We start from the raw sequence: 21,508 nt of genomic DNA, 5'->3' as shown, positions 1-21,508 counted from the left end.
GCGCGGCCGGAAGAGCCCGGGGCGAATGGCGCGTAGCGAATCGCGAGCAGCGACGCCCTACTTCGTCGGCGGCCTGTGCTTGACGAAGGCCGTCACGATGTCCTTCTGCGCCGACGCCACCGCCCTGTTCGCGGTCGCGAGATGGGCGTCAGCATCGATGTCGGGATATTGCGCGGTGAGATAGCCTAGCAAGGCGACGCGGTAGTATTGCCGCTCGGACGGACAGGCGCTCGCGACCGAGCGGCCGAAATCCTGTTCCGACAGGCCCTGATTGCTGTCGCGCGAATATTCCCGCGCCAGGCAATGCCAGTAATCGTCGCGGCCCTGCATGGCGAGCTTCTGCGCGTTCTTGTCGTCATCGTCAGCCAGAACGCCTGACGTCATGGCAGCAGATGTCACCACCATGAGCGCCGCTCCCACCATCAGCATCCGCATCTTGTTCTCCTTCTGCGCAGACGATCTTTTCGCGAGCTTAAACGGGACGCCGCAACTGGCCAATCACAACTGGTTTGACTAGGATGAGGTCCCTCCCCCGTCGATGCGAGAACCTCCCGTGGCCAAAGCAAAAACCGCGTCCAAAAAATCCGGCAACATCTTCATCGGCATCGGCGGCTGGACCTTCGAGCCCTGGCGCGGCGTGTTCTATCCGGAGAAGCTGACGCAGGCGAAGGAGCTGTCCTATGCCGCCTCGAAGCTGACCTCGATCGAGATCAACGGCACCTATTACGGCTCGCAGAAGCCGGAGAGCTTTCGTAAATGGGCGAGCGAGGTGCCCGAGGGCTTCGTGTTCTCGGTGAAGGGACCGCGCTTCGCCACCAACCGTCGCGTGCTGGCGGAGGCAGGCGACTCCGTCAAGCGGTTCTATGATTCCGGCGTGCTGGAACTCGGCGACCATCTCGGCCCGGTGCTGTGGCAATTCGCGCCGACCAAGAAATTCGACGGCGCCGATTTCGGCAAATTCCTCGAGCTGTTGCCGCGAAAACTCGACGGGCGCGCGCTGCGCCACGTGGTCGAGGTTCGCCACGACAGCTTCTGCACGCCGGATTTCGTCGCGCTGATCCGCGAGTTCGAGACGCCCGTGGTGTTCGCCGAGCACGGCAAATATCCTGCAATCGCCGACGTCGCCGGCGACTTCGTCTATGCGCGCCTGCAGAAGGGCAATGACGAGATCAAGACCTGCTATCCGCCGAAGCAGCTCGATGCCTGGGCCGAGCGCTTTCAGGCCTGGGCCTCGGGCAGTGAACCCGACGACCTGCCGAAGGTCGACAAGGCAAAGCCGAAGAAGGAGCCGCGCGACGTGTTCGCCTATGTCATCCACGAGGGCAAGGTGCGCGCACCGCATGGCGCCATGGAACTGATCGCACGGGTGAGCTGAAACAAGGCTGTCGCCATGACCTGCCCGCTGGGGAATGCTGAAGCCTCCGCATCGTCATGGCCGGGCTCGTCCCGGCCATCCACGCCTCACCGCGTGGGGCGAAGAACGTGGATGCCCGGGACAAGCCCGGGCATGACGACTCCCCGTGACACGACCTGAGGTGTCCTATGGCCAAGGCGAAGAAGCTGTTCACCATCGGCTATGAGCAGACGCCGCCCAAGGCGGTGCTGGACGAGCTGGAAGGGGCCGGCGTCAAGCTCGTGGTCGACGTGCGCGCGGTGACGTCGTCGCGGCGCCCGGGCTTTTCCAAGAACCAGCTGGCCGCAGGCCTCGACGAGCGCGGCATCGCCTATGTCCATCTCGCCGCGCTCGGCACGCCCAAGGAGGGCCGACTCGCCGCCCGCAGCGGGCAATACGACGTGCTGGAGAAGATCTTCTCAAAGCACCTGAAGACGCCGGAGGCCCGCGAACAGATGGACGAGCTCTCGGCGCTGGTGAAGAAGGCGGGACCTGTGTGCCTGCTCTGCTACGAACGCGACCATACCCACTGCCACCGCCAGATGATCGCGGAGATCATCGAGGAGCGCGATGGCGTGACAGTGAAGAATCTGGCGGGGCGGCAGGTGTAACCCTTGGGGCGACGACCTACGCCTCCCCAGCGAGGTTGAACGTCCCCTCCATCATCTGCACGCAGTTGCCGCCGACATAAGCATTCAGCAGCGCGCCGCCCTCCTTCTCCACCGTCGTGCGCAGGATGCTCGGCCGGCCCATGTCGAAGCCCTGACCAACCGTGAGCTTGAGCTCGCCGTCGCGCAAGGGATCGAGCGTGGCAAGCAGCGCTGCTGCCGCGACCGTTGCGCTGCCGGTGGCGGGGTCCTCGGAAAAACCGCCGGTGCCGCGCATGAACATCCGCGCCTGGAGGTCGCAACCTGCTTCCGCCGCGGCGATGTCGCGCGTGTAGAAATAGACCGAGAACGCGCCGCCTTGCGGCAAGGTCCGCGCGAAGGCGGCAGCATCGGGGTTCGCCCGCCGCAGGGCCTCGCGCGAATGCAATTCCGCGACCACGAACGGCGTGCCGACGCCGACGGCCTCGGGCACATGAAGATCAGTCTTGATGTCGTCCGCTGTCAGCGACAGGCAGGCGGCGACCTCCTCGGCGGACAGCTTCGCAAGGCGGGCCAATGGCTGCGGCGCGGTCAGCTCGGCGCCCACGACTTCACCCTGCTCCCGCCAGATCTCGACCGGGACGATCCCCGCCTTCTCCTCGAACAACAGACGCGGCCAGGGCTCGTTGCTGCGCCGCGCCAGCACGAAAGCGGTGCCGACATTGGGATGGCCCGCAAACGGAAGCTCCCGCACGGGCGTGAAGATGCGGACCTCGGCATCGTGTCCGCGATTTTGCGGCGGCAGCACGAAGGTCGTCTCTGAATAGTTGAACTCGGTGGCGATCGCCTGCATCTGCGCGGTCGAGAGACCACCGGCGTCGAGCACCACGGCGAGCGGGTTGCCGCCGAAGGCGCGATCGGTGAACACGTCGACGGTGATGTAGCGGCGCTGCATCGTCACTTCCCCATGCAAATCGCGGCCGCGACCGGCCGCATCGCGCGGCAGTCTACAAGCCGAAAACATCGCTCGTCATGCCCCAAAATTCGGAGCAATCGGAGCAATGGCAATGACGTTTCGGGGACTATTTCGCGGCAGCAATTCGCGATGCGGGCTGGCGGATTTCACCAGCCCGGCATCGTCCATCGTGACCGTCAGTAGGCGTACGAGTAGCCCGTGTTCGGCAGGCAGGGCGGCTGCGTGTAGGGCGCAGAAGCATACGAGCCCTCTGCCGGAGCCCTGACGCAAGCGTCGGTCGCTGTCTGAGTTACCGCCGCGCGCGACGAGACAGCGTGGCGCATCGATGCGGCTTGAGCCTGGGTGGCAGCAGCGGCGATCAGGGCGGCCGCAACGAGGGTCAATCGGGTCATTGGCTTTCTCCGGGTGACAAGCGAAAGCCGAGACGTTCGGCTTCCACAATGCAGGACCCGAAAATTACCAGCGATATTTCATCACGTGTCATCAACGGAACGCGATCCGCTTCAAGGAAATGCGACGCGCACTTGAAGGTGCCCTACCCCAGCTGGAACACCGGCACCTTATGGTCGTAGCCGCGCACCTCGACCTCGCCGAGCGCGACGGCATCGTCGCCGTCCTTGCCGAGTGCTTCGCGGACGGACGCGGAGATCAGCAGTTGCGAGCCGAACTCCTTGTTCAGCGCTTCCAGGCGCGAAGCAAAATTCACGGTGTCGCCGATCACCGTATACTCCTTGCGCCTGGGCGAGCCGATATTGCCGGCGACGACCTCGCCGAAATGGATGCCGATGCCGATCCGCAGCGGCCAGCTGGTCTCCGCGTTGATGCGGTGCATGGCCTTCAGCATCTCGCGGCCCGCGGCGACCGCGCGATGGGCGGCGTCGGATGCCTCCAGCGGCGCGCCGAACAGCGCGAGAAAGCCGTCGCCCAGGAACTTGTTGACGATGCCGCCCTCGCGGTCGAGGATGTCGACCAGCACCGCGAAGGCGCCGTCGAGGCGGTCGACCACCTCCTGCGGGGTGCGCGACTGGGCGCCGGCGGTGAAACCGCGGAAGTCCACGAACATCACCGCGACACGGCGGACGTCGCCGCCCGCGCCCGTTCCCGCCGCCATCAGCCGTTCCACCACCTGCGGGGAGACGTGCTGGCCGAACAGATTGGTCACGCGGTCGCGCGCGGTGGCGGCGGCGATGCTCGCGGCAAACTGCCGGCGAAGCTGAGCGCCGACGGAGCCTGCGAGCACGCCGCAGATCAGGATGATGGTGCTGCGCACCCCGTGGAAATAGGTCTGCGGCTCGCCGAAGCTCGATGAATCATAGATCGACGCGACGGCAAACAGCTGGGCGGCGGCGACGAAGCCGGTGAAGGTGGAAAGCCAGAAATCGAGCCGCAGGGTCGAGAGGATGACGAAGATGAAATAGATCAGCGGCACCGCGAAGCCGAGCGCCTGGCTTGCGCCCATGGACCGGATCTGCAGAATCAGGATCACGGTGGGCAGCGACGTCTCGATCAGCGCACCGATATAGCGCCTGACAACCGGCAGATCGCGATCGAGCTTGAGGTTCTTCCTGATCTGGGTGTGGACCCAGACCTCGAACAGGATGAAGCCGATGAGCAGGCCGTAGACCTCGGCGAGCCCTTCGGCCCCGCGCCAGACCCGGTTCACCACGATGGGATCGATCAGATAAATCGTGGTGAGGAAGAGGGTCATGACGCAGCCGGTTGTGATCAGCGCCCTCACCCGCAACAGCTCGGTGCGCAGCACCTCCCGCGTCAGCTCGCGCTCGAAATCCTCCGACAAGACGGCGTGCTGTCGCGTCTTCCTGCTCGCAAAGCTGACCATCATCCCCCCTGGTCATTCCGAGGTAATGCGACAGCATCGAACCCGGAATCTCGAGATTCCGGGTTCGCGCTTCGCCCCCCGGAATGACTCCGGGCATTGTGCCTCAATCCAGCGTGCGGCGGAAGCGCGTCACGGCGATGGTCATGGCGACCAGCATCAGGGCCGCCAGCGCCAGGGCGTCGAAGCGCACGTTCTGCATGGTCGCGCCCTTCAGCATGATGGCGCGGACGATGCGCAAATAATGCGTCAGCGGCAGGGCCTCGCCGAGATATTGCGCCCAGGCCGGCATCCCCGCGAACGGGAACATGAAACCGGAGAGCAGGATGCTCGGCAGGAAGAACATCATCGACATCTGCATCGCCTGGAGCTGGTTCTGCACCACCGTCGAGATGGTATAGCCGATCGAAAGGTTGGTGGTGATGAACAGCGTCGAGAGCAGCGCCAGCAGGAACAGATTGCCAAGCACGGGCACGCCGAACATGACCACGCCGATGCCGATGATCAGGAAGGCCTGGACAAAGCCGACCAGCACGTAAGGGATGATCTTGCCGAACATCACCTCGACCGGCTTGATCGGCATCGACAGCAGGGCTTCCATCGTGCCGCGCTCGACCTCGCGCGTGACCGAGAGCGCGGTAAAGATCAGCATGGTCATGGTGAGGATGGTGCCGACGAGGCCCGGCACGATGTTGAGGCTGGAGTTCGCCGCCGGATTGTAGCGGGCGTGCGCGCGAATCTCGAACGGCATCTCCGGGGGATCGCCGATATAGAGATCGTGCTTGAGCGCAGTCTGGACGACCATGCCGAGCGAGCCGAGCGCGGCGCTTGCCGCCACGGGATCGGTGGCGTCGGCCGCGACCAGCAGTGCCGGCTTGTCGCCGCGTCGCACCGCCCGCTCGAAGCCGCGCGGGATCTCGACGCCGAACAGCACCTTGCCCGACTTCAGCAGATTGTCGAAATCATCGACGTCGTGCACCTCGTAGAGGAAGCGGAAATATTTGGTGTTTTCCAGTGCCTTCAGCACCGAGCGGGCGAGATCGCTGTCTTCCTGGAGCAGCACTGCGCTCGGCAGGTTATGCGGCGTGGTGTTGATGGCATAGCCGAACAGCATGAGCTGCATCACCGGCAGCATCACGATCATCGCGAACGAGACGCGGTCGCGCCTCAGCTGGATGAACTCCTTGATCAGCATCGCATAGGAGCGCTTCCAGAAGCCGAAGCGTTCGCGGACTTCGTGCGCCGGCGTGGGATGATCGATCGCGCTCATTGGAAATTGTCCCTGGAGCGGTTCATCAGCTCGATGAAGACGTCTTCGAGCGAGGGCGACGATTTGTGCCAGTGCAGGCCGCTTTTGTCGCGCCACGGCGCAATGCTGGATTCAAGCGCGGCGACATCGCGCCCTGAAACGTGCAAGGAGGTGCCGAACGGCGCGACCATGTCCACGCCGGGCTTGCCGGCAAGTGCCGCGGTCAGCTCGTTCAGCTCATCACCGGTCACCGTGTAGGTCGTCAACGCGGATCCCGCGATCACCTCCTCCACCGTGCCATGCGTCAAAAGATGGCCGTAGGCGATATAGGCGATCTCGTGACAGCGCTCGGCCTCGTCCATGTAGTGGGTCGAGACCAGCACCGTGAGGCCCTCGGCCGCGAGTGCATGGATCTCGTTCCAGAAATCGCGCCGCGCCTTGGGATCGACGCCCGCGGTCGGCTCGTCCAGCAGCAGCAGCTTGGGGCTCGGCAGCGTGCACGCGCCCAGCGCCAGCCGCTGCTTCCAGCCGCCCGAGAGCTCGCCCGCAAGCTGCTCCTCGCGGCCGGAAAGCCCGAGCCGCTTGATCATGTCGCGTGCAGCGCCGCGCGCGTCGGCGAGACCGTAAAGCCGCGCGACGAATTCGAGATTCTCACGCACCGACAGGTCCTGGTACAGGCTGAAGCGCTGCGTCATGTAGCCGACCTGGCGCTTGATCTTGTCGGCATCGCGTCGGATGTCGTAGCCCAGGCAGGTGCCCTCACCGCTGTCGGGCGTCAGCAGGCCGCAGAGGATGCGGATGGTCGTGGTCTTGCCCGAGCCGTTCGGCCCGAGGAAGCCGTAGATCGAGCCGCGCTTCACCTGCATCGACAGATCGTGCACGACCTCGCGGCCGCCGAACGATTTGGTCAGGCCCTTGACGTCGATCGCGATGCCGTTGCCGCCGTTCATCGCTTGTCTGCCACTGGGGTCTTGGGATTGAGATAGACGTCGATCGGCTGCCCCACGCGCAGGGCGTCGGGACGCGACGGCCGCGCCTGCACCAGATAGACCAGCTTGTTGCGCTCCTCGAGGCTGTAGATGACGGGCGGGGTGTATTCCGCCGAGGTCGCGATGAAGTAGATCTTCGCGGTGAGATCAGCCGCGCAATTGTCGCAGGCGATCCGCACGGTGTCGCCGATCGAAAGCTTCGGCAGCTCGGACTCGGGCACGAAGAAGCGCAGCTTCATGTTGCCGGGCGGCATGATCGAGAGCACCGGCCGCTGCGCCGCCACCATCTCGCCCTCGCGGAAGTAAATCTGCTGGATGGTGCCGGCGACGGGCGCAAAGCCCTTGCGCCGCGCCATCCGCGTCTCCGACGTCGCGACCCGCGCTTCCGCGACCCGCAGCGAGGACACGGCGGAGTCAAGATTGGCCTGCGTGCCCGAACCGGTCTTGTTCAGCGACGCCGCCCGGTCATAGGTCTGCTGCGCGTTCGCCAGCGTCGCCTTGTTCTGGTTGAGATCGGCGAGCTGGAGGTCGTCGTCGACGGAATAGAGCTGATCGCCGACCTTGACCTCGTCGCCCTCGCGAATGTTCAGCTTGGTCACGCGACCGGCCTCGTCCGGGCTGACATAGATCATGTCGGCCTCGACCCAGCCCTGGAAACCGGGCTCGCGCTTCTCCTTGCAGCCGGCAAGGCCGGTTGCGAGGACGAGAATTGCGATGGAGCAGAGCTGCGGCAGATACTTCTGCCGATCCCTCACCCTGAGGAGCCGCGAAGCCGCGTCTCGAAGGGCGAGGAGCCACAGCCGGGCCTGCATCCTTCGAGACGCGCGTTCCGCGCTCCTCAGGATGAGGTGAGAGATTTTCCGCGACGACGTCATGTCGTCCTCCGTTCGCCAAAAATCAAATCAAGATGGACGCGCAGCATGTCCTGCGCGTCGAGCGGCGCATGCCGCGCAAAAAGGCTCTGCCAGATCACCGCGATCATCGCGGGTGCGACCAGGATCTGCGGATAGCGCGCGAGGTCCTTCTCGCGGATCTCGCCGCGGGCAATGCCGAGCTCGATCAATGCGCGCATCCCGGCGATCCCGCGCGAGACCACCTCGCGGTAATAGAAATCTGCGACGGACGGAAACCGCGGCCCCTCCGCCACGATCAGACGGACGAGATCGCCGCGCCTGGTGCCGATGACCTCTTTCAGGAAGTTGCCGGCGAAGGCCTCGATGAGATCCCGCACCGAACCGGTCGGCGGCGGCAGCGCATTCAGCTTCGCCACGACTGGCACGATCACGGTGCGCACCAGCTCCTCGAACATCGATTCCTTGTCCTTGAAGTGCAGGTAGATCGTGCCCTTGGCGACGCCCGCGCGCTTGGCGATGTCATCGAGCCTGGTCGCGGCAAAGCCGCGCGCGATGAATTCCTCCATCGCGGCTTCCACGATCGCCGCGCGCCGCTCCGCCGCGCGGCTCGAGGCGGGCGCCTCCTCGCGGCTCGCCGGCGCAGAGCGCTCCGCACCGGCGTGGGTGGATGGCAAGGCGGCGGCTTTGGTTGGCCTTTTGATCATCTAATATTTATGACTGACTGGTCAGTCATCGTCAAGACAGTAAGGCAGTCCTATCCCGTGAACTCGGGCAAATCGATTAGCATTGACTAATGAATTAGCGATTGCTAATTGAATTGCATGATTGAAGCCACCCCAAACCCCGTCACGACCGTGATGCGCGCCCTCGCCGATCCGACGCGCCGCGCCGTGTTCGAGCGTGTGTTCGAGAGCAAGGAGATCAGCGTCGCCGAGCTGACGCGCGGCAGCGGCGTGACGCAGGGCGCGATCTCGCAGCACCTGAAATCCCTCAAGCAGGCCGGCCTCGTCGCCGAGCGCGCCGAGGGCCGCAACGTCTACTACCGCGCAGCGCCGCAAGGACTCGAACCGCTGGTGACCTGGATGGATCATTACGGCGTGTTCTGGCGCGAGCGCTTCCAGAACCTGCGTGACCTCTTGAAGGAGATCGATCCGTGAGTGCAGCCGCGTTGAAAGCCGAAACACAGGACATCGTCATCGACGAGGTCTTCCCTCACACGGCCGAGACGATCTGGAAGGCGTTGACCAGCGCAAAGCTGATCGCGCGCTGGCTGATGCAGCCGACCGGATTCGAAGCCGTCGAAGGCAACGCCTTCACGTTCCAGACCACCCCGGGCGGCAACTGGGATGGCGTCATCCATTGCCGGGTTCTCGAGGTCGTGGCTTTCAGCCGCCTCGTCTACGCCTGGAAGGGCGGCGATGAGCGCAACACCGGCTACGGCGCGCCGCTCGACACGGTCGTGACCTGGTCGCTCACGCCGGTCGAAGCCGGCACGCGGATCCGCCTGGTTCATGCCGGCTTCGTCCTGCCGAGGAACGAGTCGGCCTACACGGTCATGAGCGGCGGCTGGAAGAAGGTCGTCCGCCAGCTCGACGAGATCAGCGGCGAAGAGTGAGGAGTTATCGCGATGGACAAACCCTATACCGGCGGCTGCGCCTGCGGCGCGATCCGCTATTCGATTGTCGGCGAGCCGCTGTTCAGCAATCACTGCCAGTGCCGGGACTGCCAGCGGGAAAGCGGCAGCGGCCACGGCTCCTACGCGACATTCGCGCGCGCCGGCGTGACGCTGACGGGCGAAGCGAAGCACTGGGACATGGTCGGCGACAGCGGCAACGTGAAGACGCGCGGCTTCTGTCCGCAGTGCGGCCTGCCGGTCTACCTGACCTTCGCCGCCATGCCCGAGATCTTCACCATCCGCGCCGCGAGCCTCGACGAACCCGCCCGCTACACGCCGCAAGCCGTGACCTACGCCGCGCGCGGGCATGGCTGGGACCGGCTCGACCCCGGCCTGCCGACATTCGAAGGCATGCCGCCGGGGTGAGGCAACAGGCTCTCGTTTCGGCACGTTGTCTTGACGCGAACCGGTATCCGCTTCGCTCGAAAACGCTTCAGCCAAAATCCAGCACCATGCGGCCATCGATCTTGCCCGCTTTCATGCGGTCGAAGACGCCGTTGATCTCGGCGAGCGGCACCTTCGTCACCTCGGCCTTGACCTTGCCGTCGGCGGCAAAGGCGATGGCCTCCTGGAGGTCGCGGCGGGTGCCGACGATGGAGCCGCGCACCGTGATGCGCTTGAGCACGACGTCGAAGATCGGCGTCGGGAATTCGCCCGGCGGCAGGCCGACGAGGCTGACGGTGCCCTTCCGCCGCACCATCTTCAGCGCCTGCGCAAACGCCGCGGTCGAGACCGCCGTGACCAGCACGCCGTGGGCCCCTCCTCCCGTTGCCGCCAGCACCTTGTCCACGGCATCGGCTGCGAGCGCGTTGACCGCGAGATCGGCGCCGGTCTCGCGAGCGAGCGCGAGCTTGTCCTCGGCGATGTCGACCGCGGCGACCTTCAGGCCCATCGCCTTGGCGTACTGGACCGCGACATGCCCGAGCCCGCCGACGCCCGAGATCACCACCCATTCGCCGGGCTTGGCTTCTGTCTCCTTCAATCCCTTGTAGGTGGTGACGCCGGCGCACAGGATCGGCGCGATGCCGGCAAAATCGATCGTCGCCGGCAGCTTTGCGGCGAAGGCGGCCGAGGCGATGACATATTCGGCGAAGCCGCCGTTCACGCTGTAGCCGGTGTTGTGCTGGTGCTCGCACAGCGTCTCCCAGCCGGTCTCGCAATATTCGCACGACATGCACGCATCATGCAGCCAGGCGACGCCGACGGCATCGCCGACCTTCAGATTCTTCACGCCGGGCCCGAGGGCTGCGACGATGCCAGCGGCTTCATGACCAGGGATGAAGGGCGGAACCGGCTTCACCGGCCAGTCGCCGGAGGCGGCGTGCAGATCGGTGTGGCAGACGCCGCACGCTTTCACCTTGACCAGAACCTCGCCGGGACCGGGCTGCGGCACCGGCACATCCTCGATCACCAGCGGCTTGCCAAATTGTTTGACGACGGCGGCTTTCATGGTCGGCATGGGTCTGCTCCATTGCAATACGAGAGACAGACTAGCGATGCCGCGCGGCGCGCCCTTGATTGGAGTCAAACCGCGCAACTTTATGCGTCGGCGAAAACGGGATGACAGCGTCGTGACGGATAGCTGGACGCCGCGTCAGCTATGGAACTTCAAGCCGTCCACGATCTTGTCGATCACCTTGCGGTCGGCGCGCATGGCGAGGCCGACGAGATTGAGGTCGGGGCGCGCGACCGCCCTCACCGCCTCGCGATTGGCGGCATCATGCGTGGTCTTGAACATGTCCTCGGTGTAGACCGCCGGCTTCACGCCCCGCGTCAGCGCACGGTCGAGCGCGCGCGACAGCGCCGGGCCGTCGGCACCGTAGATCAGGATCGGCTGGCCGATCAGCGCGTGGTATTTCGTGTCCGAGGCGTCCTCATAGGGCTCACCGATGCAATCGGGAAATGCAGCGGCGATGCCGCTGGTGAGAAAGGACGCGACGTTGAGCTTCTGCCAGGCCTGAAGATCGGTGCGGATCACGACGGCGATCTTGGTGTCGAACTGCATGTGTTTCCCCGATTGTCATTCCTTGCGCTGCTCAGATCCGCGCACCGCGCGGTACCGTTGCATCGCCCCGGAATGACAGCAAGAAAATTCAGCGCTCGAAAGATCAGCCCTTGGCGTCACAGGCCCAGGCGCGGATCACGCATTCCTTGCCGCCGTATTTGTAGCATTCGCGCGTCGCGGCATTGAGCGAGGCCGAGATCTTCGGCTTGACGGCATAGCCATAGGCCCCGCAGGGGTTGGCCATATCGACCGACATCGCCGCGCAGGCGCGCTTCATCGTCACGGTCGTGCAGTCGCCCTTGCACTGCTTCTGCGCCGCGGCGCGAGCCTCATGCTCCGCGCCGTAGTCAAAAGCCTGGCCATAGGCGCCGCACTTGCCGACCGCAAAGGCACCGGCGGCATGCGCATCCGTAATGTGGCGAGCACCGGCAACACAGACCGACAGCGCAAAGAAAAACATCGCGCAACGGCGCGCGACGACGTTCGAAGCCATGAAAAAACCCCTCACCCCCAAGGCAAGTGGCCGCAACTCTAAGCGGCGGTCGTTTCCAGATGGTGAACGGGTGGTTGAAATCGGTAGGTGCCGTAGGGTGGATTAGCCTTGCAGGTGCGCGAAGCGCATCTGCTCGGCGTAATCCACCTCTTTTGTTTCCGCCGAGAGGTAATGGTGGATTACGCCTTCGGCTAATCCACCCTACGGCGCCGTCACCCCCGGCGTGCCGCTTCCAGCGCCTGCGGCGTGTCGATGTCGAGGAAGGCGCTCTCGCCGTCGACGGGCACTTCGGCGACCGCCTCGGTGTGCTTAGCGATCAGGTGCCGCGCGCCGACGTCGCCGTCGAGCGTCATGAGCTCCTTAAAGAAGCGGCGCGACCACAGCACGGGATTGCCGCGGCGACCTTCGCTGACGGGCACGACGATGAGATTACCGCGGTCCGGCGCGAAACCGTCGATCAGGCGGTCGATCAGGCCGGCGTCGATCAACGGCATGTCACCGAGACAGACGATCGCGCCGTCGCAGCTGTCGGGCACGGCCGCGATGCCTGATTTGACCGAGCTCGCGATGCCGCCGGCGAAATCCGGGTTCTTGACGAACTTCACCTTCAGGCCCTGCAGCGCCTGCTCGACCAGCTCGGTCTGATGGCCGGTGACGACGATCACCTCGGATGCCTTGGAAGCGAGCGCCTGCTCGGTCGCGATCCGCACCAGCTTCTTGCCGTCGAGCTCGGCGAGCAGCTTGTTCGGACCGCCCATGCGCGTTGAGCGCCCCGCCGCGAGCACGATGGCGGCGACCTGACTGTTGCCCTCGGTCTCGGGCTGGGCGCGCGGCTGCGGCCGCGTCACGATTTCCATCAAGAGGCCGCCGACTCCCATGCCCATCAGCTCGGAGCGCGTCACCTTGATGCCGGCGAGGAGCCGCATCAAGACCCAGTCAAAACCGTTCTCGACCGGCGAGCGCGCGCAGCCCGGTGCGCCGAGCACCGGCACCTCGCCGGCACGCGCGATCAGCAGGAGATTGCCGGGATCGACCGGCATGCCGAAATGCTCGATCTCGCCGCCGATGCCCGTGACGGCCGCGGGGATCACGTCGCGGCGGTCGGCGATTGCGGACGCCCCGAACACGATGACCAGCTCAGCGCCGAGCGCGAGCAATTCCTTGATCGCGGCCGACAGCGCGCGCTCGTCGTGCTGGACCCGCCGCTCGGCGATGATGCTGGCGCCGGCCGGCGCGAGCCGCTCGGCGGTGACGCGCAGGGTCTTGTCCACCACCTTGGAGGAGAGGCCCGGCAGCAGGGTCGAGACGACGCCGACGCGCTTGATCACGTAAGGCGCGATCCTGAGCACGTCCTTGCCGGCAGCATTCACCGCGGCATCGCGCAAGTTGCCCTCGACCCCGAACGGGATGATCTTGACGGTACCGACCATCTCGCCCTCGACCACGGGCTTGTAGGCGGCGAGCGTGGCAAAGGTGATGGCTTCGTCGATGTTGTTGATGCGGTCGACCGCGGCGCGGTCGATCACCAGCACGCCCGGCTGCGCGGCAAACAGATTGGCGCGGCCGGTGAAGGCGCGCTCGACATGGATGCCCTCGCCGCCGACGGCAAGCGCAATGCTGGCAGCCGCAACGTCCTCGGAGACGTCGCCCGCCTCCATGCGCACCACGACGATGTCCTTGATGCCGGCGCGCGTGAGCGCCTCGACCTCGGAAGGCCCGATCGTGGTGCCTTTCTTCAGCACCAGCGGCCCCTGGCGCAACGTGTGGACGGTCACCCCGCCGATTGCATCCTTGGGGCTCGCCGGACCGAACTTCATGCCGCTTCTTCTTTTTCTTTGGGAGGCAGGCGGAGCACCGCCGTGATCTCGGCCATGATCGACACCGCGATCTCGGACGGCGAGACAGCGCCGATCGCAAGGCCAATCGGCGCGTGGATGCGCGCGATGTCGCTGTCCTTGGCGCCCTGCGCCTGCAGCCGGTCGCCGCGCTTGGCATGCGTCTTCCGCGAGCCGAGCGCACCGATATAGAAGCAGTTGCGCTCGAAGGCGTGCAGCAGCGCGGGATCGTCGATCTTGGGATCGTGCGTCACCGCAACGAACGCCGTATAGGCGTCGACATTAAGCGGCGGCAACGCGGTGTCGGGCCATTCGGCGACGAGCGGAACATCGGGGAAGCGCTCGGGGCTGGCAAAGGCGGTGCGCGGATCGACCACGGTTACGTCATAGCCGAGCGAGCGCGCCAGCGGTGCCAGCGCCTGGCTGATATGGACCGCGCCGATGATGACGAGCTTTGCGGTCGGCGCGTAAACGTTCAGGAACAGCTTCTTGCCGCCGGCCTCTACATTGGCGCTCTTGCCCATGCGAAGCTGCTTTTCCAGCTCGGCCCGCAGCGGATCCTTGGCGAAGTCCGCCGATTTCACCAGACGCTGCTCGCCGCTCTCGGTGTCGGTCACCAGGATCGCCGGCCGGCGCGCGGCGCGCTCGGCATTGAGTTCGTGCAAAATCGCGAGCTTCACGGCTAGCCGACCTTCTCGACGAAGACGCGGATGGTGCCGCCGCAGGACAGACCGACATTCCAGGCGGTCTCGTCGGCGACGCCGAACTCCAGCATCTTGGGCTTGCCGCTCTCGATCACATCCATGGCCTCGGTGACCACGGCGCCCTCGACGCATCCGCCGGAGACCGAACCCAGAAAAGTGCCCTCGTCGTTGATGACGAGGCTGGAGCCCGCCGGGCGCGGGGCCGAGCCCCAGGTCTCGACAACGGTCGCCAGCGCGACGCCACGGCCGGCCTTCTGCCAGTCCTCCGCCGCCTTCAGGATATCCTCGTCGCGATCGAGCATGGTCAAGCCTCTCAAGCTGCGGAGCGGATCAGGCTGCGGTGATGCGGCGGCAGCGGCCGGGAGAGCGTGGTGATCAGCTCCTGGATCGAACTCAAATTATGTACCGGGCGGAATTCGTCAACGTGCGGGAGCATCATTTTGATGCCCTGGGCCTTGGCCTCGAAGCCAGAGAACCGCAGCAGCGGGTTGAGCCAGATCAGCCGCCGGCAGGACCGGTGCAGCCGGTCCATCTCGAAGGCGAGCTTGGAATCGGCCTCCCGCTCCAGCCCGTCGGAGATCAGCAGCACGATGGCGCCCTGGCTCAGCACCCGCCGCGCCCACAATTTGTTGAAGTTGTGCAGCGAGGCCGAGATCCGCGTGCCGCCGGCCCAGTCCTCGACCGAGGCCGAGCAGCTCGCCAGCGCCTCGTCGGGATCGCGCTGGCGCAGCGCCCGGGTGACGTTGGTGAGGCGCGTGCCGAACAGGAACACCGAGACGCGCTTTCGGGCGTCGGTGATGCCGTGGAGGAAGTGCAGGAACAGGCGGGTGTATTCGCTCATCGAGCCCGAGATATCGAGCAGCGCGACGATCGGCGCCGGCTTCTCGATCCGCCCGCGGCGGTGGATGTCGATGATCTCGCCGCCGCTGCGGAGCGAGGCGCGCAGCGTGCGACGCAGATCGAGGCGTAGGCCCCGCGGGTCGGGCCGATGCCGGCGCGTCAGCAGCTCGGCCTGCGGCAGGTGCATGCGCTCGATCGCGCGCAGCGCCTCGCTGATCTCGGCCGCGCTCATCTGCGCGAAATCCTTCTTCTGAAGGATCTCCTTGTCGGAGACCGACAGGCGCAAATCCTGCTCCTGGTGCTGCGGCGTCTCGGTCATGCGCGGCTGCGACATCGCCTCCTGCACGCGGCGGGAGCCGGCCTGCGGCTTCTTCTTGGCCTGCTCGGGAAGCGGCACCGAATCCAGCATGTGCTTCCATTCCTCCGAGGCGCGGAAGAACAGGTTGAAGGCCTGCTTGAAGATCAGCGCATGCTCGTGGCGCTTGACGAAGATCGCCTCCAGCGTGGTGAAGACGTCGCCGCGGTTGCCGATGTCGATCACCTGCAGCGCGCTCATGGCGTCGATGACCGCGCCCGGCCCCACCGGCATGCCGGCGGCGCGCAGCGCCCGGGCGAAGCCGACGATGTTGTCGGCGAACTGCTCGGTTTGCTCCGGGGCAAGGTGGTTGATGGCCATGGTCTATCCTCGCTCCGTCATTCCGGGGCGCCGCAAAACAACGAACCCGGAATCCAGAGCCTGTGGCGCGAGATTCTCGGGTGCGCAATTGCGCACCAGAGTTCGCGCTGACGCGCGCCCCGGAATGACGACTAGTCGCTCGTCGCTTCCTTCAGCACCTTCTGCAGGGTGTCGCCCTGCATGCGGGTGATGTCGTCCTGGTATTTGAGCAGCGCGCCCAGCGTGTCGCCGACCACTTGCGGGGTGAGCGAGCGGGCATCGAGCTCCGACAGCGCGGTGGCCCAGTCGATGGTCTCGGCGACACCAGGCGACTTGTAGAAATCCTGGTTGCGCAACGCCTGGACGAAGCGCACGACCTGCTGCGACAGCTTCGCGGAGATGCCGGGAACGCGCGTCTTGACGATGGCCAGCTCGCGCTCGGCGGCGGGATAGTCGACCCAGTGATAGAGACAGCGACGCTTCAGGGCGTCGTGGATCTCGCGGGTGCGGTTGGAGGTGATGATGACGATCGGCGGATGCGGCGCCTTCACGGTGCCGAATTCCGGAATGGTCACCTGGAAGTCACTAAGGATTTCGAGCAAATAAGCCTCGAACGCCTCGTCGGCGCGGTCGAGCTCGTCGATCAGCAGCACCGGCGGACCGGCGACGTCGGGCTCGAGCGCCTGCAGCAGCGGCCGCTTGATCATGTAGCGGTCGGCGAAGATGTCGCTTGAGAGCTGCTCGCGATCGGTATCGCCGGCGGCTTCCGCCATCCGGATCGCGATCATCTGCGCCGCGCTGTTCCACTCGTAGACCGCGGAGGAGACGTCGAGGCCTTCATAACACTGCAGGCGGATCAGCTTCCGCCCCAGCGCCGCCGACAGCACCTTCGCGATCTCGGTCTTGCCGACGCCGGCCTCGCCTTCCAGAAACAGCGGCCTGCCCATGCGCAGCGACAGGTAGGTCACCGTCGCCAGCGACCGCTCGGCCAGATAGCCGCGCGAGGTCAAAAGTTCGAGCATCGCATCGACCGATGCCGGCAGCGCCGCTGAAGTCATGAAAGGCCAGTCTCGTTTGCGCCCTCGCGGGGCAAGTCTTGTGCTGGGGGTGAGGTCACCTCACCCCTTGGCGTTGGCGGCATCGAGGGCGCGCCGCGTCAGCACGCCGATGAGATGCGCGCGGTATTCGGCGCTGCCGTGGATGTCGCTGTTGAGCCCCTCGGCCGGCACCTCGATGCCTTCGATCGCCTTCGACGCGAAGCGCTTCTTCAGCGCCTCCTCGAACGCTTCCACGCGGAACACGCCCTCGGAGCCGGCGCCGGTGACGGCCACGCGCACGTCCGACGGACGGCGCGCCACGAACACACCGACCAGTGCATAGCGCGAGGCCTGGTTGCGGAATTTGACGTAAGCGGCCTTCTTCGGCAGCGGGAACATCACCTTGGTGATGATCTCGTCAGCTTCGAGCGCCGTCGTGAACAGGCCCTGGAAATACTCCTCGGCCTTGAGGCGACGCTTGTTGGTGACGATGGTGGCGCCGAGCGCAAGCACGGCGGCCGGATAGTCTGCGGTCGGGTCGTTGTTGGCGAGCGAGCCGCCGATCGTGCCCTTGTGGCGCACGGCGGGATCGCCGATCTGGCTGGCGAGATTGGCCAGCGCCGGAATCGCCTCGCCGACGATGGCGGAGCTCGCGACCTCGGCATGCTTGGCGGTGGCGCCGATCACCAGCGAGCGGCCCTTCATCTCGATCGTGTTGAGCCCCTCGATGTGGGAGAGGTCGACCAGATGCGGGGGGCTGGCCAGACGCTGCTTCATGACGGGAATCAGCGTGTGGCCGCCGGCGATCACCTTGGCGTCCTCGTTCTTCACCAGGAGGTTGGCGGCCTGCCGCACGGTGCCGGGGCGATGATATTTGAATTCGTACATCTGAATGTCCTGATCGCGGGATGCGTGCGCGGATTACGCCAGGTCGGATTTCGCCATCGCCTTGGCGCCGGCGGAGATCGAGGCGACGATGTTCTGGTAGCCGGTGCAGCGGCAGAGATTGCCTTCCAGCTCCTCGCGGATCGTATGGTCGTCGAGTTCGTGGCCCTTGCGGTGCACGATGTCGATCGCGGTCATGATCATGCCCGGCGTGCAGAAGCCGCACTGCAGGCCATGATGCTCGCGGAAGGCCTCCTGCATCGGATGCAGCGGCGCGCCGTCGGCGGCCAGCCCCTCGATCGTCTTGACCTCGTGCCCGTCCGCCATCACGGCAAGCGTGGTGCAGGACTTCACGGCCTTGCCGTCGAGATGCACGACGCAGGCGCCGCATTGCGAGGTGTCGCAGCCGACATGGGTGCCGGTCAGCCGCAGATTCTCGCGCAGGAACTGCACCAGGAGCGTGCGGGGATCGACGTTGGCCGTCACAGGATTACCGTTCACGATGAGGGAGATTTTTGCCATAAGCACTCTCTGTCAGCGCCCCGACGGGTCCCGTCGAAGCGGTTCTTTCTTATAATTATTCCAACCCATCATATGGGCCAATATGTCCGGGGGCAACATCACCCCGGACGCAAGCCGCCATGCCGAAAGGCGATAGGTTTCAGCCCTGTACCGCCTTGGCGAAGTTCGCGAAAAACTCGTCCGCCAGCTTCTTGGCGGTGCCGTTGATCAGGCGTTGTCCGAGCTGCGCCAACTTGCCGCCGATCTGCGCCTCGACGTCGTAGGAGAGCAGCGTGCCGCCATCCTTCTCCGCGAGCTTGACCACGGCGCCGCCCTTGGCAAAGCCCGCCACGCCGCCCTCGCCTTCGCCCGAGATCTTGTAGCCGTTCGGCGGGTCGAGATCGCTGAGCATGACCTTGCCCTTGAAGCGCGCCGACACCGGTCCGACCTTCATTTTTGCCGTTGCACGGAAGCCGCCGTCGTCGGTCTTCTCGAGCTCCTCGCAGCCGGGAATGCAGGCCTTCAGCACTTCGGGATCGTTGAGCTTGGCCCACACGGCCTCGCGCGGCGCCGCGAGCTGGACTTCGCCGTTCATCGTCATGGCCATGGGGTGCCTCCCGGAGATATCTGACTTGGATCGCTTCAGAATAATATTGCTCAAGTAACGCACGGAGGCCGCAAAGGAAAGGGCACCCCCGGTCACGTGCAATGCATATTCGCAAGTGCAAAAAGCTTGCGCTGACGGTTTGGGATTGGCAGAGCCGGGCCATGGTGATTAGGTCGCGCGCAACATGAGCACAGCCCTCTCTCCCCTGCTTGCGCCGATGCTTTCGAGCGCGGCCATGCGCGCGGTCTGCGACGACCGGTCCACCCTCCAGAACATGCTCGATTTCGAGGCAGCCCTGGCCCGGGCCGAGGCCGCCACGGGCGTGATTCCGCAGGCCGCAGTGGGCCCGATCGAAGCCGCCTGCAAGGCCTCCTCCTTCGACATCACTGCCCTCGCCGAGGTCGCGACGCGATCCGGCAATCTCGCAATTCCCCTGGTCAAGGCGCTCACCGCCAGCGTCGCCAAGGCCGACGCCGAAGCCGCGCGCTACGTGCATTGGGGCGCAACCAGCCAGGACGTCATCGACACCGCGACCATGCTGACGCTCCGCGCCGGCATCGATGCGCTCGACGCCGACCTCAGCCGTGCCATCAAGGGCTTTGCCGCGCTCGCCCGTACCCATCGCAACACCGCGATGGTGGCGCGGACCTGGCTCCAGCATGCGCTGCCGATGCCGTTCGGGCTCAAGGCGGCCGAATACGCATCGAGCCTCGCCCGCGCCCGCTGCCGCCTGCGGCGGCTGCGCCGCGAGGGCCTCGCGCTGCAATTCGGCGGCGCGGCCGGCACGCTGGCCGCCCTCGGCGACAAGGGGCTCGTGGTTGCGGAACGACTGGCTCGGGAGCTCGACCTGCCGCTACCGGAAGCGCCTTGGCACACCCATCGCGATCGCATCGCCGAAGCCGCTTCAGCCTTCGCGATTCTCGCCGGAAGCTGCGGCAAGATCGCGCGCGACATCTCGCTGCTGATGCAGACCGACGTCGGCGAAGCCTTCGAGCCCGCCGGCGAAGGCCGCGGCGGCTCCTCGACCATGCCGCACAAGCGCAACCCGGTCGCGGCCGCAAGCGCGCTGGGCGCGGCCACCATGGCGCCGCAGCTCGCCGCCACGATTTTCGCCGCGCAGGTGCAGGACCACGAACGCAGCGCCGGGCCCTGGCACGCCGAATGGCCGACGCTGCCGCAACTGATGCTGGTCGCGTCCGGCGCGCTTGCCTCCATCGTCGACATCGCAGAAGGCCTCGATGTCGATGCCGCGCGCATGCGCAGCAACCTCGATGCGACGCATGGCCTGATCATGGCGGAAGCGGTCACGTTTGCGTTGGCCGACAAGATCGGCAAGAGCGACGCGCATCATTTGATCGAGGCCGCGAGCAAGCGCGCGGTCGCCGAGAAAAAGCATCTGCGCGAGGTGCTGTCGGCCGATTCGCAGGTGACCGCGCATCTGACGCCGGAAAAAATTGCGGCATTGTTCGAGCCGATGGCCTATCAAGGGGCTTCCCAAGCCCTGATCGACCGGCTGCTCGACAGCCTCGACCGCGAATAAAGACACGACGGAGACGCCGCATGCCCATGATCGATGCCGACGGTTGCCTGCTCAACGTCTCCGTCGAGGGCCGTGACGGCGGGCCGACACTGATGCTTTCCAACTCGCTCGGCTGCACCCTGCAGATGTGGGAGCCGCAGATGAAGGCGCTGACGCAGGTGTTCCGCGTCATCCGCTACGACCGCCGCGGTCACGGCAAGTCAACCGTAGCCCCCGGCCCCTACACGATGGAGCGCTTCGGCCGCGACGTGCTTGCGATCCTCGACGACCTCAACATCGAGAAGGTGCATTGGTGCGGCCTGTCGATGGGCGGGATGGTCGGGCAATGGCTGGGCGCCAATGCGCCGGAGCGTTTCGGCAAGCTGATCCTCGCCAACACCTCCTGCTATTATGCCGAGCCGACCAAATGGCTGGAGCGCATCGACGCCGTGAAGAAGGGCGGCATCGCGTCGGTCGCCGATGCCGTGCTCGGCGGCTGGCTCACCCAGGATTTCCGCGAGCGAGAGCCCGAGATCACCGCGCGGATGAAATCGATGCTGCTGGCCTCCCCGGTCGAGGGCTACCTCGCCTGCTGCGAGGCGCTGTCCACGCTCGACCAGCGCGCGCTGCTGCCGAAGATCAAGAGCCCGACTTTGGTGATCGCCGGCCGCCACGACATGGCGACGCCGATCTCGGCGGGTGAGCTGATCCGCTCCGGCATTCCCGGCGCCAGCATGACCATCATCGACGCCGCCCACATTTCCAACGTCGAGCAGCCGCACGCATTCACGGATGCGGTGGTGGGATTTCTGACGCAGCGCTAACTGCAACAACCGTCATTGCGAGGAGCGCAGCGACCAAGCAAAC

General features: G+C 65.6%; 25 protein-coding genes. 7 read left to right on the top strand and 18 right to left on the bottom strand.

The genetic code is table 11. The annotated features are described in order from the left end of the window. Positions 1-57: 57 nt before the first annotated feature. The gene (locus A7X65_RS01015; RefSeq protein WP_063682529.1) at positions 58-435 is read right to left on the bottom strand and encodes a hypothetical protein; all 378 of its coding nucleotides are present in this window, start codon (positions 433-435) and stop codon (positions 58-60) included. A gap of 103 nt (positions 436-538) precedes the next feature. On the opposite strand from A7X65_RS01015, the gene A7X65_RS01010 reads away from it, so the two are divergent. After that, positions 539-1,375 carry a DUF72 domain-containing protein gene (locus A7X65_RS01010; protein ID WP_156527579.1) on the top strand — a complete coding sequence of 279 codons (837 nt, stop codon included), beginning with the start codon at positions 539-541 and terminating at the stop codon, positions 1,373-1,375. Between the two features lie 167 nt (positions 1,376-1,542). Then, complete coding sequence (locus A7X65_RS01005) at positions 1,543-2,004, top strand: DUF488 domain-containing protein (RefSeq protein WP_063682527.1); 462 nt, start codon at positions 1,543-1,545, stop codon at positions 2,002-2,004. Positions 2,005-2,020: 16 nt separating this feature from the next. Here the strand turns inward: A7X65_RS01005 and A7X65_RS01000 are convergent, their stop codons facing one another. From A7X65_RS01000 to A7X65_RS00970, 6 genes are all read right to left on the bottom strand, one after another. Then, entirely contained in the window at positions 2,021-2,935 is a 915-nt protein-coding gene (locus tag A7X65_RS01000) for a PhzF family phenazine biosynthesis protein (RefSeq protein ID WP_063682526.1), read from the bottom strand. A 556-nt stretch (positions 2,936-3,491) separates the two neighbouring features. Then, entirely contained in the window at positions 3,492-4,796 is a 1,305-nt protein-coding gene (locus A7X65_RS00990; protein ID WP_063684728.1) for an adenylate/guanylate cyclase domain-containing protein, read from the bottom strand. 103 nt (positions 4,797-4,899) lie between these two features. After that, positions 4,900-6,063, bottom strand: coding sequence for an ABC transporter permease (locus tag A7X65_RS00985; protein ID WP_063682524.1), 1,164 nt, complete (start codon positions 6,061-6,063; stop codon positions 4,900-4,902). Beyond that, positions 6,060-6,992, bottom strand: coding sequence for an ABC transporter ATP-binding protein (locus A7X65_RS00980; RefSeq protein WP_063682523.1), 933 nt, complete (start codon positions 6,990-6,992; stop codon positions 6,060-6,062). Before A7X65_RS00980 ends, A7X65_RS00985 begins: the two co-directional genes overlap by 4 nt. After that, positions 6,989-7,906 (bottom strand): HlyD family secretion protein, encoded by a 918-nt coding sequence (locus A7X65_RS00975; protein ID WP_245323194.1) that lies wholly within the window; start codon positions 7,904-7,906, stop codon positions 6,989-6,991. The genes A7X65_RS00980 and A7X65_RS00975 overlap by 4 nt, the downstream gene beginning before the upstream one ends. Further along, positions 7,903-8,589, bottom strand: coding sequence for a TetR/AcrR family transcriptional regulator (locus A7X65_RS00970; RefSeq protein WP_156527578.1), 687 nt, complete (start codon positions 8,587-8,589; stop codon positions 7,903-7,905). The genes A7X65_RS00975 and A7X65_RS00970 overlap by 4 nt, the downstream gene beginning before the upstream one ends. A gap of 117 nt (positions 8,590-8,706) precedes the next feature. Between A7X65_RS00970 and A7X65_RS00965 the strand changes: the two genes are divergently transcribed. From A7X65_RS00965 to A7X65_RS00955, 3 genes are read left to right on the top strand one after another with little or no spacing between them, the layout of a single operon-like run. Then, on the top strand, positions 8,707-9,042 hold the full coding sequence (locus A7X65_RS00965; RefSeq protein WP_014494205.1) for an ArsR/SmtB family transcription factor: 336 nt from the start codon (positions 8,707-8,709) through the stop codon (positions 9,040-9,042). Next, positions 9,039-9,500, top strand: a complete 462-nt coding sequence (locus tag A7X65_RS00960) for an SRPBCC family protein (RefSeq protein WP_063682522.1) — start codon at positions 9,039-9,041, stop codon at positions 9,498-9,500. The genes A7X65_RS00965 and A7X65_RS00960 overlap by 4 nt, the downstream gene beginning before the upstream one ends. A 12-nt stretch (positions 9,501-9,512) precedes the next feature. Beyond that, entirely contained in the window at positions 9,513-9,926 is a 414-nt protein-coding gene (locus tag A7X65_RS00955) for a GFA family protein (RefSeq protein WP_063682521.1), read from the top strand. A gap of 67 nt (positions 9,927-9,993) precedes the next feature. Here A7X65_RS00955 and adhP read toward each other — a convergent pair whose 3' ends face one another. The 11 genes from adhP to A7X65_RS00900 form a co-directional block, all read right to left on the bottom strand. Further along, entirely contained in the window at positions 9,994-11,019 is a 1,026-nt protein-coding gene (gene adhP / locus A7X65_RS00950) for an alcohol dehydrogenase AdhP (protein ID WP_063682520.1), read from the bottom strand. A 135-nt stretch (positions 11,020-11,154) separates the two neighbouring features. Next, positions 11,155-11,565 carry a DUF2000 family protein gene (locus A7X65_RS00945; protein ID WP_063682519.1) on the bottom strand — a complete coding sequence of 137 codons (411 nt, stop codon included), beginning with the start codon at positions 11,563-11,565 and terminating at the stop codon, positions 11,155-11,157. A 103-nt stretch (positions 11,566-11,668) separates the two neighbouring features. Continuing rightward, positions 11,669-12,058 carry a DUF4189 domain-containing protein gene (locus A7X65_RS00940; protein WP_063682518.1) on the bottom strand — a complete coding sequence of 130 codons (390 nt, stop codon included), beginning with the start codon at positions 12,056-12,058 and terminating at the stop codon, positions 11,669-11,671. 212 nt (positions 12,059-12,270) lie between these two features. Then, positions 12,271-13,875: an NTP transferase domain-containing protein gene (locus tag A7X65_RS00935; protein WP_063682517.1), complete on the bottom strand. Its 1,605-nt coding sequence runs from the start codon at positions 13,873-13,875 to the stop codon at positions 12,271-12,273. Beyond that, positions 13,872-14,573 carry an XdhC family protein gene (locus A7X65_RS00930; RefSeq protein ID WP_063682516.1) on the bottom strand — a complete coding sequence of 234 codons (702 nt, stop codon included), beginning with the start codon at positions 14,571-14,573 and terminating at the stop codon, positions 13,872-13,874. The genes A7X65_RS00935 and A7X65_RS00930 overlap by 4 nt, the downstream gene beginning before the upstream one ends. A 2-nt stretch (positions 14,574-14,575) precedes the next feature. Then, a complete protein-coding gene (locus tag A7X65_RS00925; protein ID WP_008564652.1) occupies positions 14,576-14,899 on the bottom strand; it encodes an XdhC family protein in 324 nt (107 codons plus the stop codon). Between the two features lie 11 nt (positions 14,900-14,910). Further along, positions 14,911-16,113 (bottom strand): vWA domain-containing protein, encoded by a 1,203-nt coding sequence (locus A7X65_RS00920; protein ID WP_063682515.1) that lies wholly within the window; start codon positions 16,111-16,113, stop codon positions 14,911-14,913. A 131-nt stretch (positions 16,114-16,244) separates the two neighbouring features. After that, positions 16,245-17,150 carry an AAA family ATPase gene (locus A7X65_RS00915; RefSeq protein WP_063682514.1) on the bottom strand — a complete coding sequence of 302 codons (906 nt, stop codon included), beginning with the start codon at positions 17,148-17,150 and terminating at the stop codon, positions 16,245-16,247. Between the two features lie 60 nt (positions 17,151-17,210). After that, the gene (locus A7X65_RS00910; RefSeq protein WP_063682513.1) at positions 17,211-18,017 is read right to left on the bottom strand and encodes an FAD binding domain-containing protein; all 807 of its coding nucleotides are present in this window, start codon (positions 18,015-18,017) and stop codon (positions 17,211-17,213) included. Between the two features lie 33 nt (positions 18,018-18,050). Then, a complete protein-coding gene (locus A7X65_RS00905) occupies positions 18,051-18,536 on the bottom strand; it encodes a (2Fe-2S)-binding protein (protein WP_014494194.1) in 486 nt (161 codons plus the stop codon). A 139-nt stretch (positions 18,537-18,675) separates the two neighbouring features. Beyond that, positions 18,676-19,122 carry an SRPBCC family protein gene (locus tag A7X65_RS00900; RefSeq protein ID WP_063682512.1) on the bottom strand — a complete coding sequence of 149 codons (447 nt, stop codon included), beginning with the start codon at positions 19,120-19,122 and terminating at the stop codon, positions 18,676-18,678. A gap of 184 nt (positions 19,123-19,306) precedes the next feature. Between A7X65_RS00900 and A7X65_RS00895 the strand changes: the two genes are divergently transcribed. Both A7X65_RS00895 and pcaD read left to right on the top strand, forming a co-directional pair. Continuing rightward, positions 19,307-20,662, top strand: a complete 1,356-nt coding sequence (locus A7X65_RS00895; RefSeq protein ID WP_063682511.1) for a 3-carboxy-cis,cis-muconate cycloisomerase — start codon at positions 19,307-19,309, stop codon at positions 20,660-20,662. Positions 20,663-20,682: 20 nt separating this feature from the next. Further along, positions 20,683-21,465, top strand: coding sequence for a 3-oxoadipate enol-lactonase (gene pcaD / locus A7X65_RS00890; protein WP_063682510.1), 783 nt, complete (start codon positions 20,683-20,685; stop codon positions 21,463-21,465). Positions 21,466-21,508: the final 43 nt, after the last annotated feature.

It is taken from the genome of Bradyrhizobium stylosanthis, from assembly GCF_001641335.1.
GTDB lineage: Bacteria > Pseudomonadota > Alphaproteobacteria > Rhizobiales > Xanthobacteraceae > Bradyrhizobium > Bradyrhizobium stylosanthis.
The sequence above is the reverse complement of the archived record's forward strand: the minus strand, read 5'-3'. Positions and strand labels throughout refer to the sequence as shown.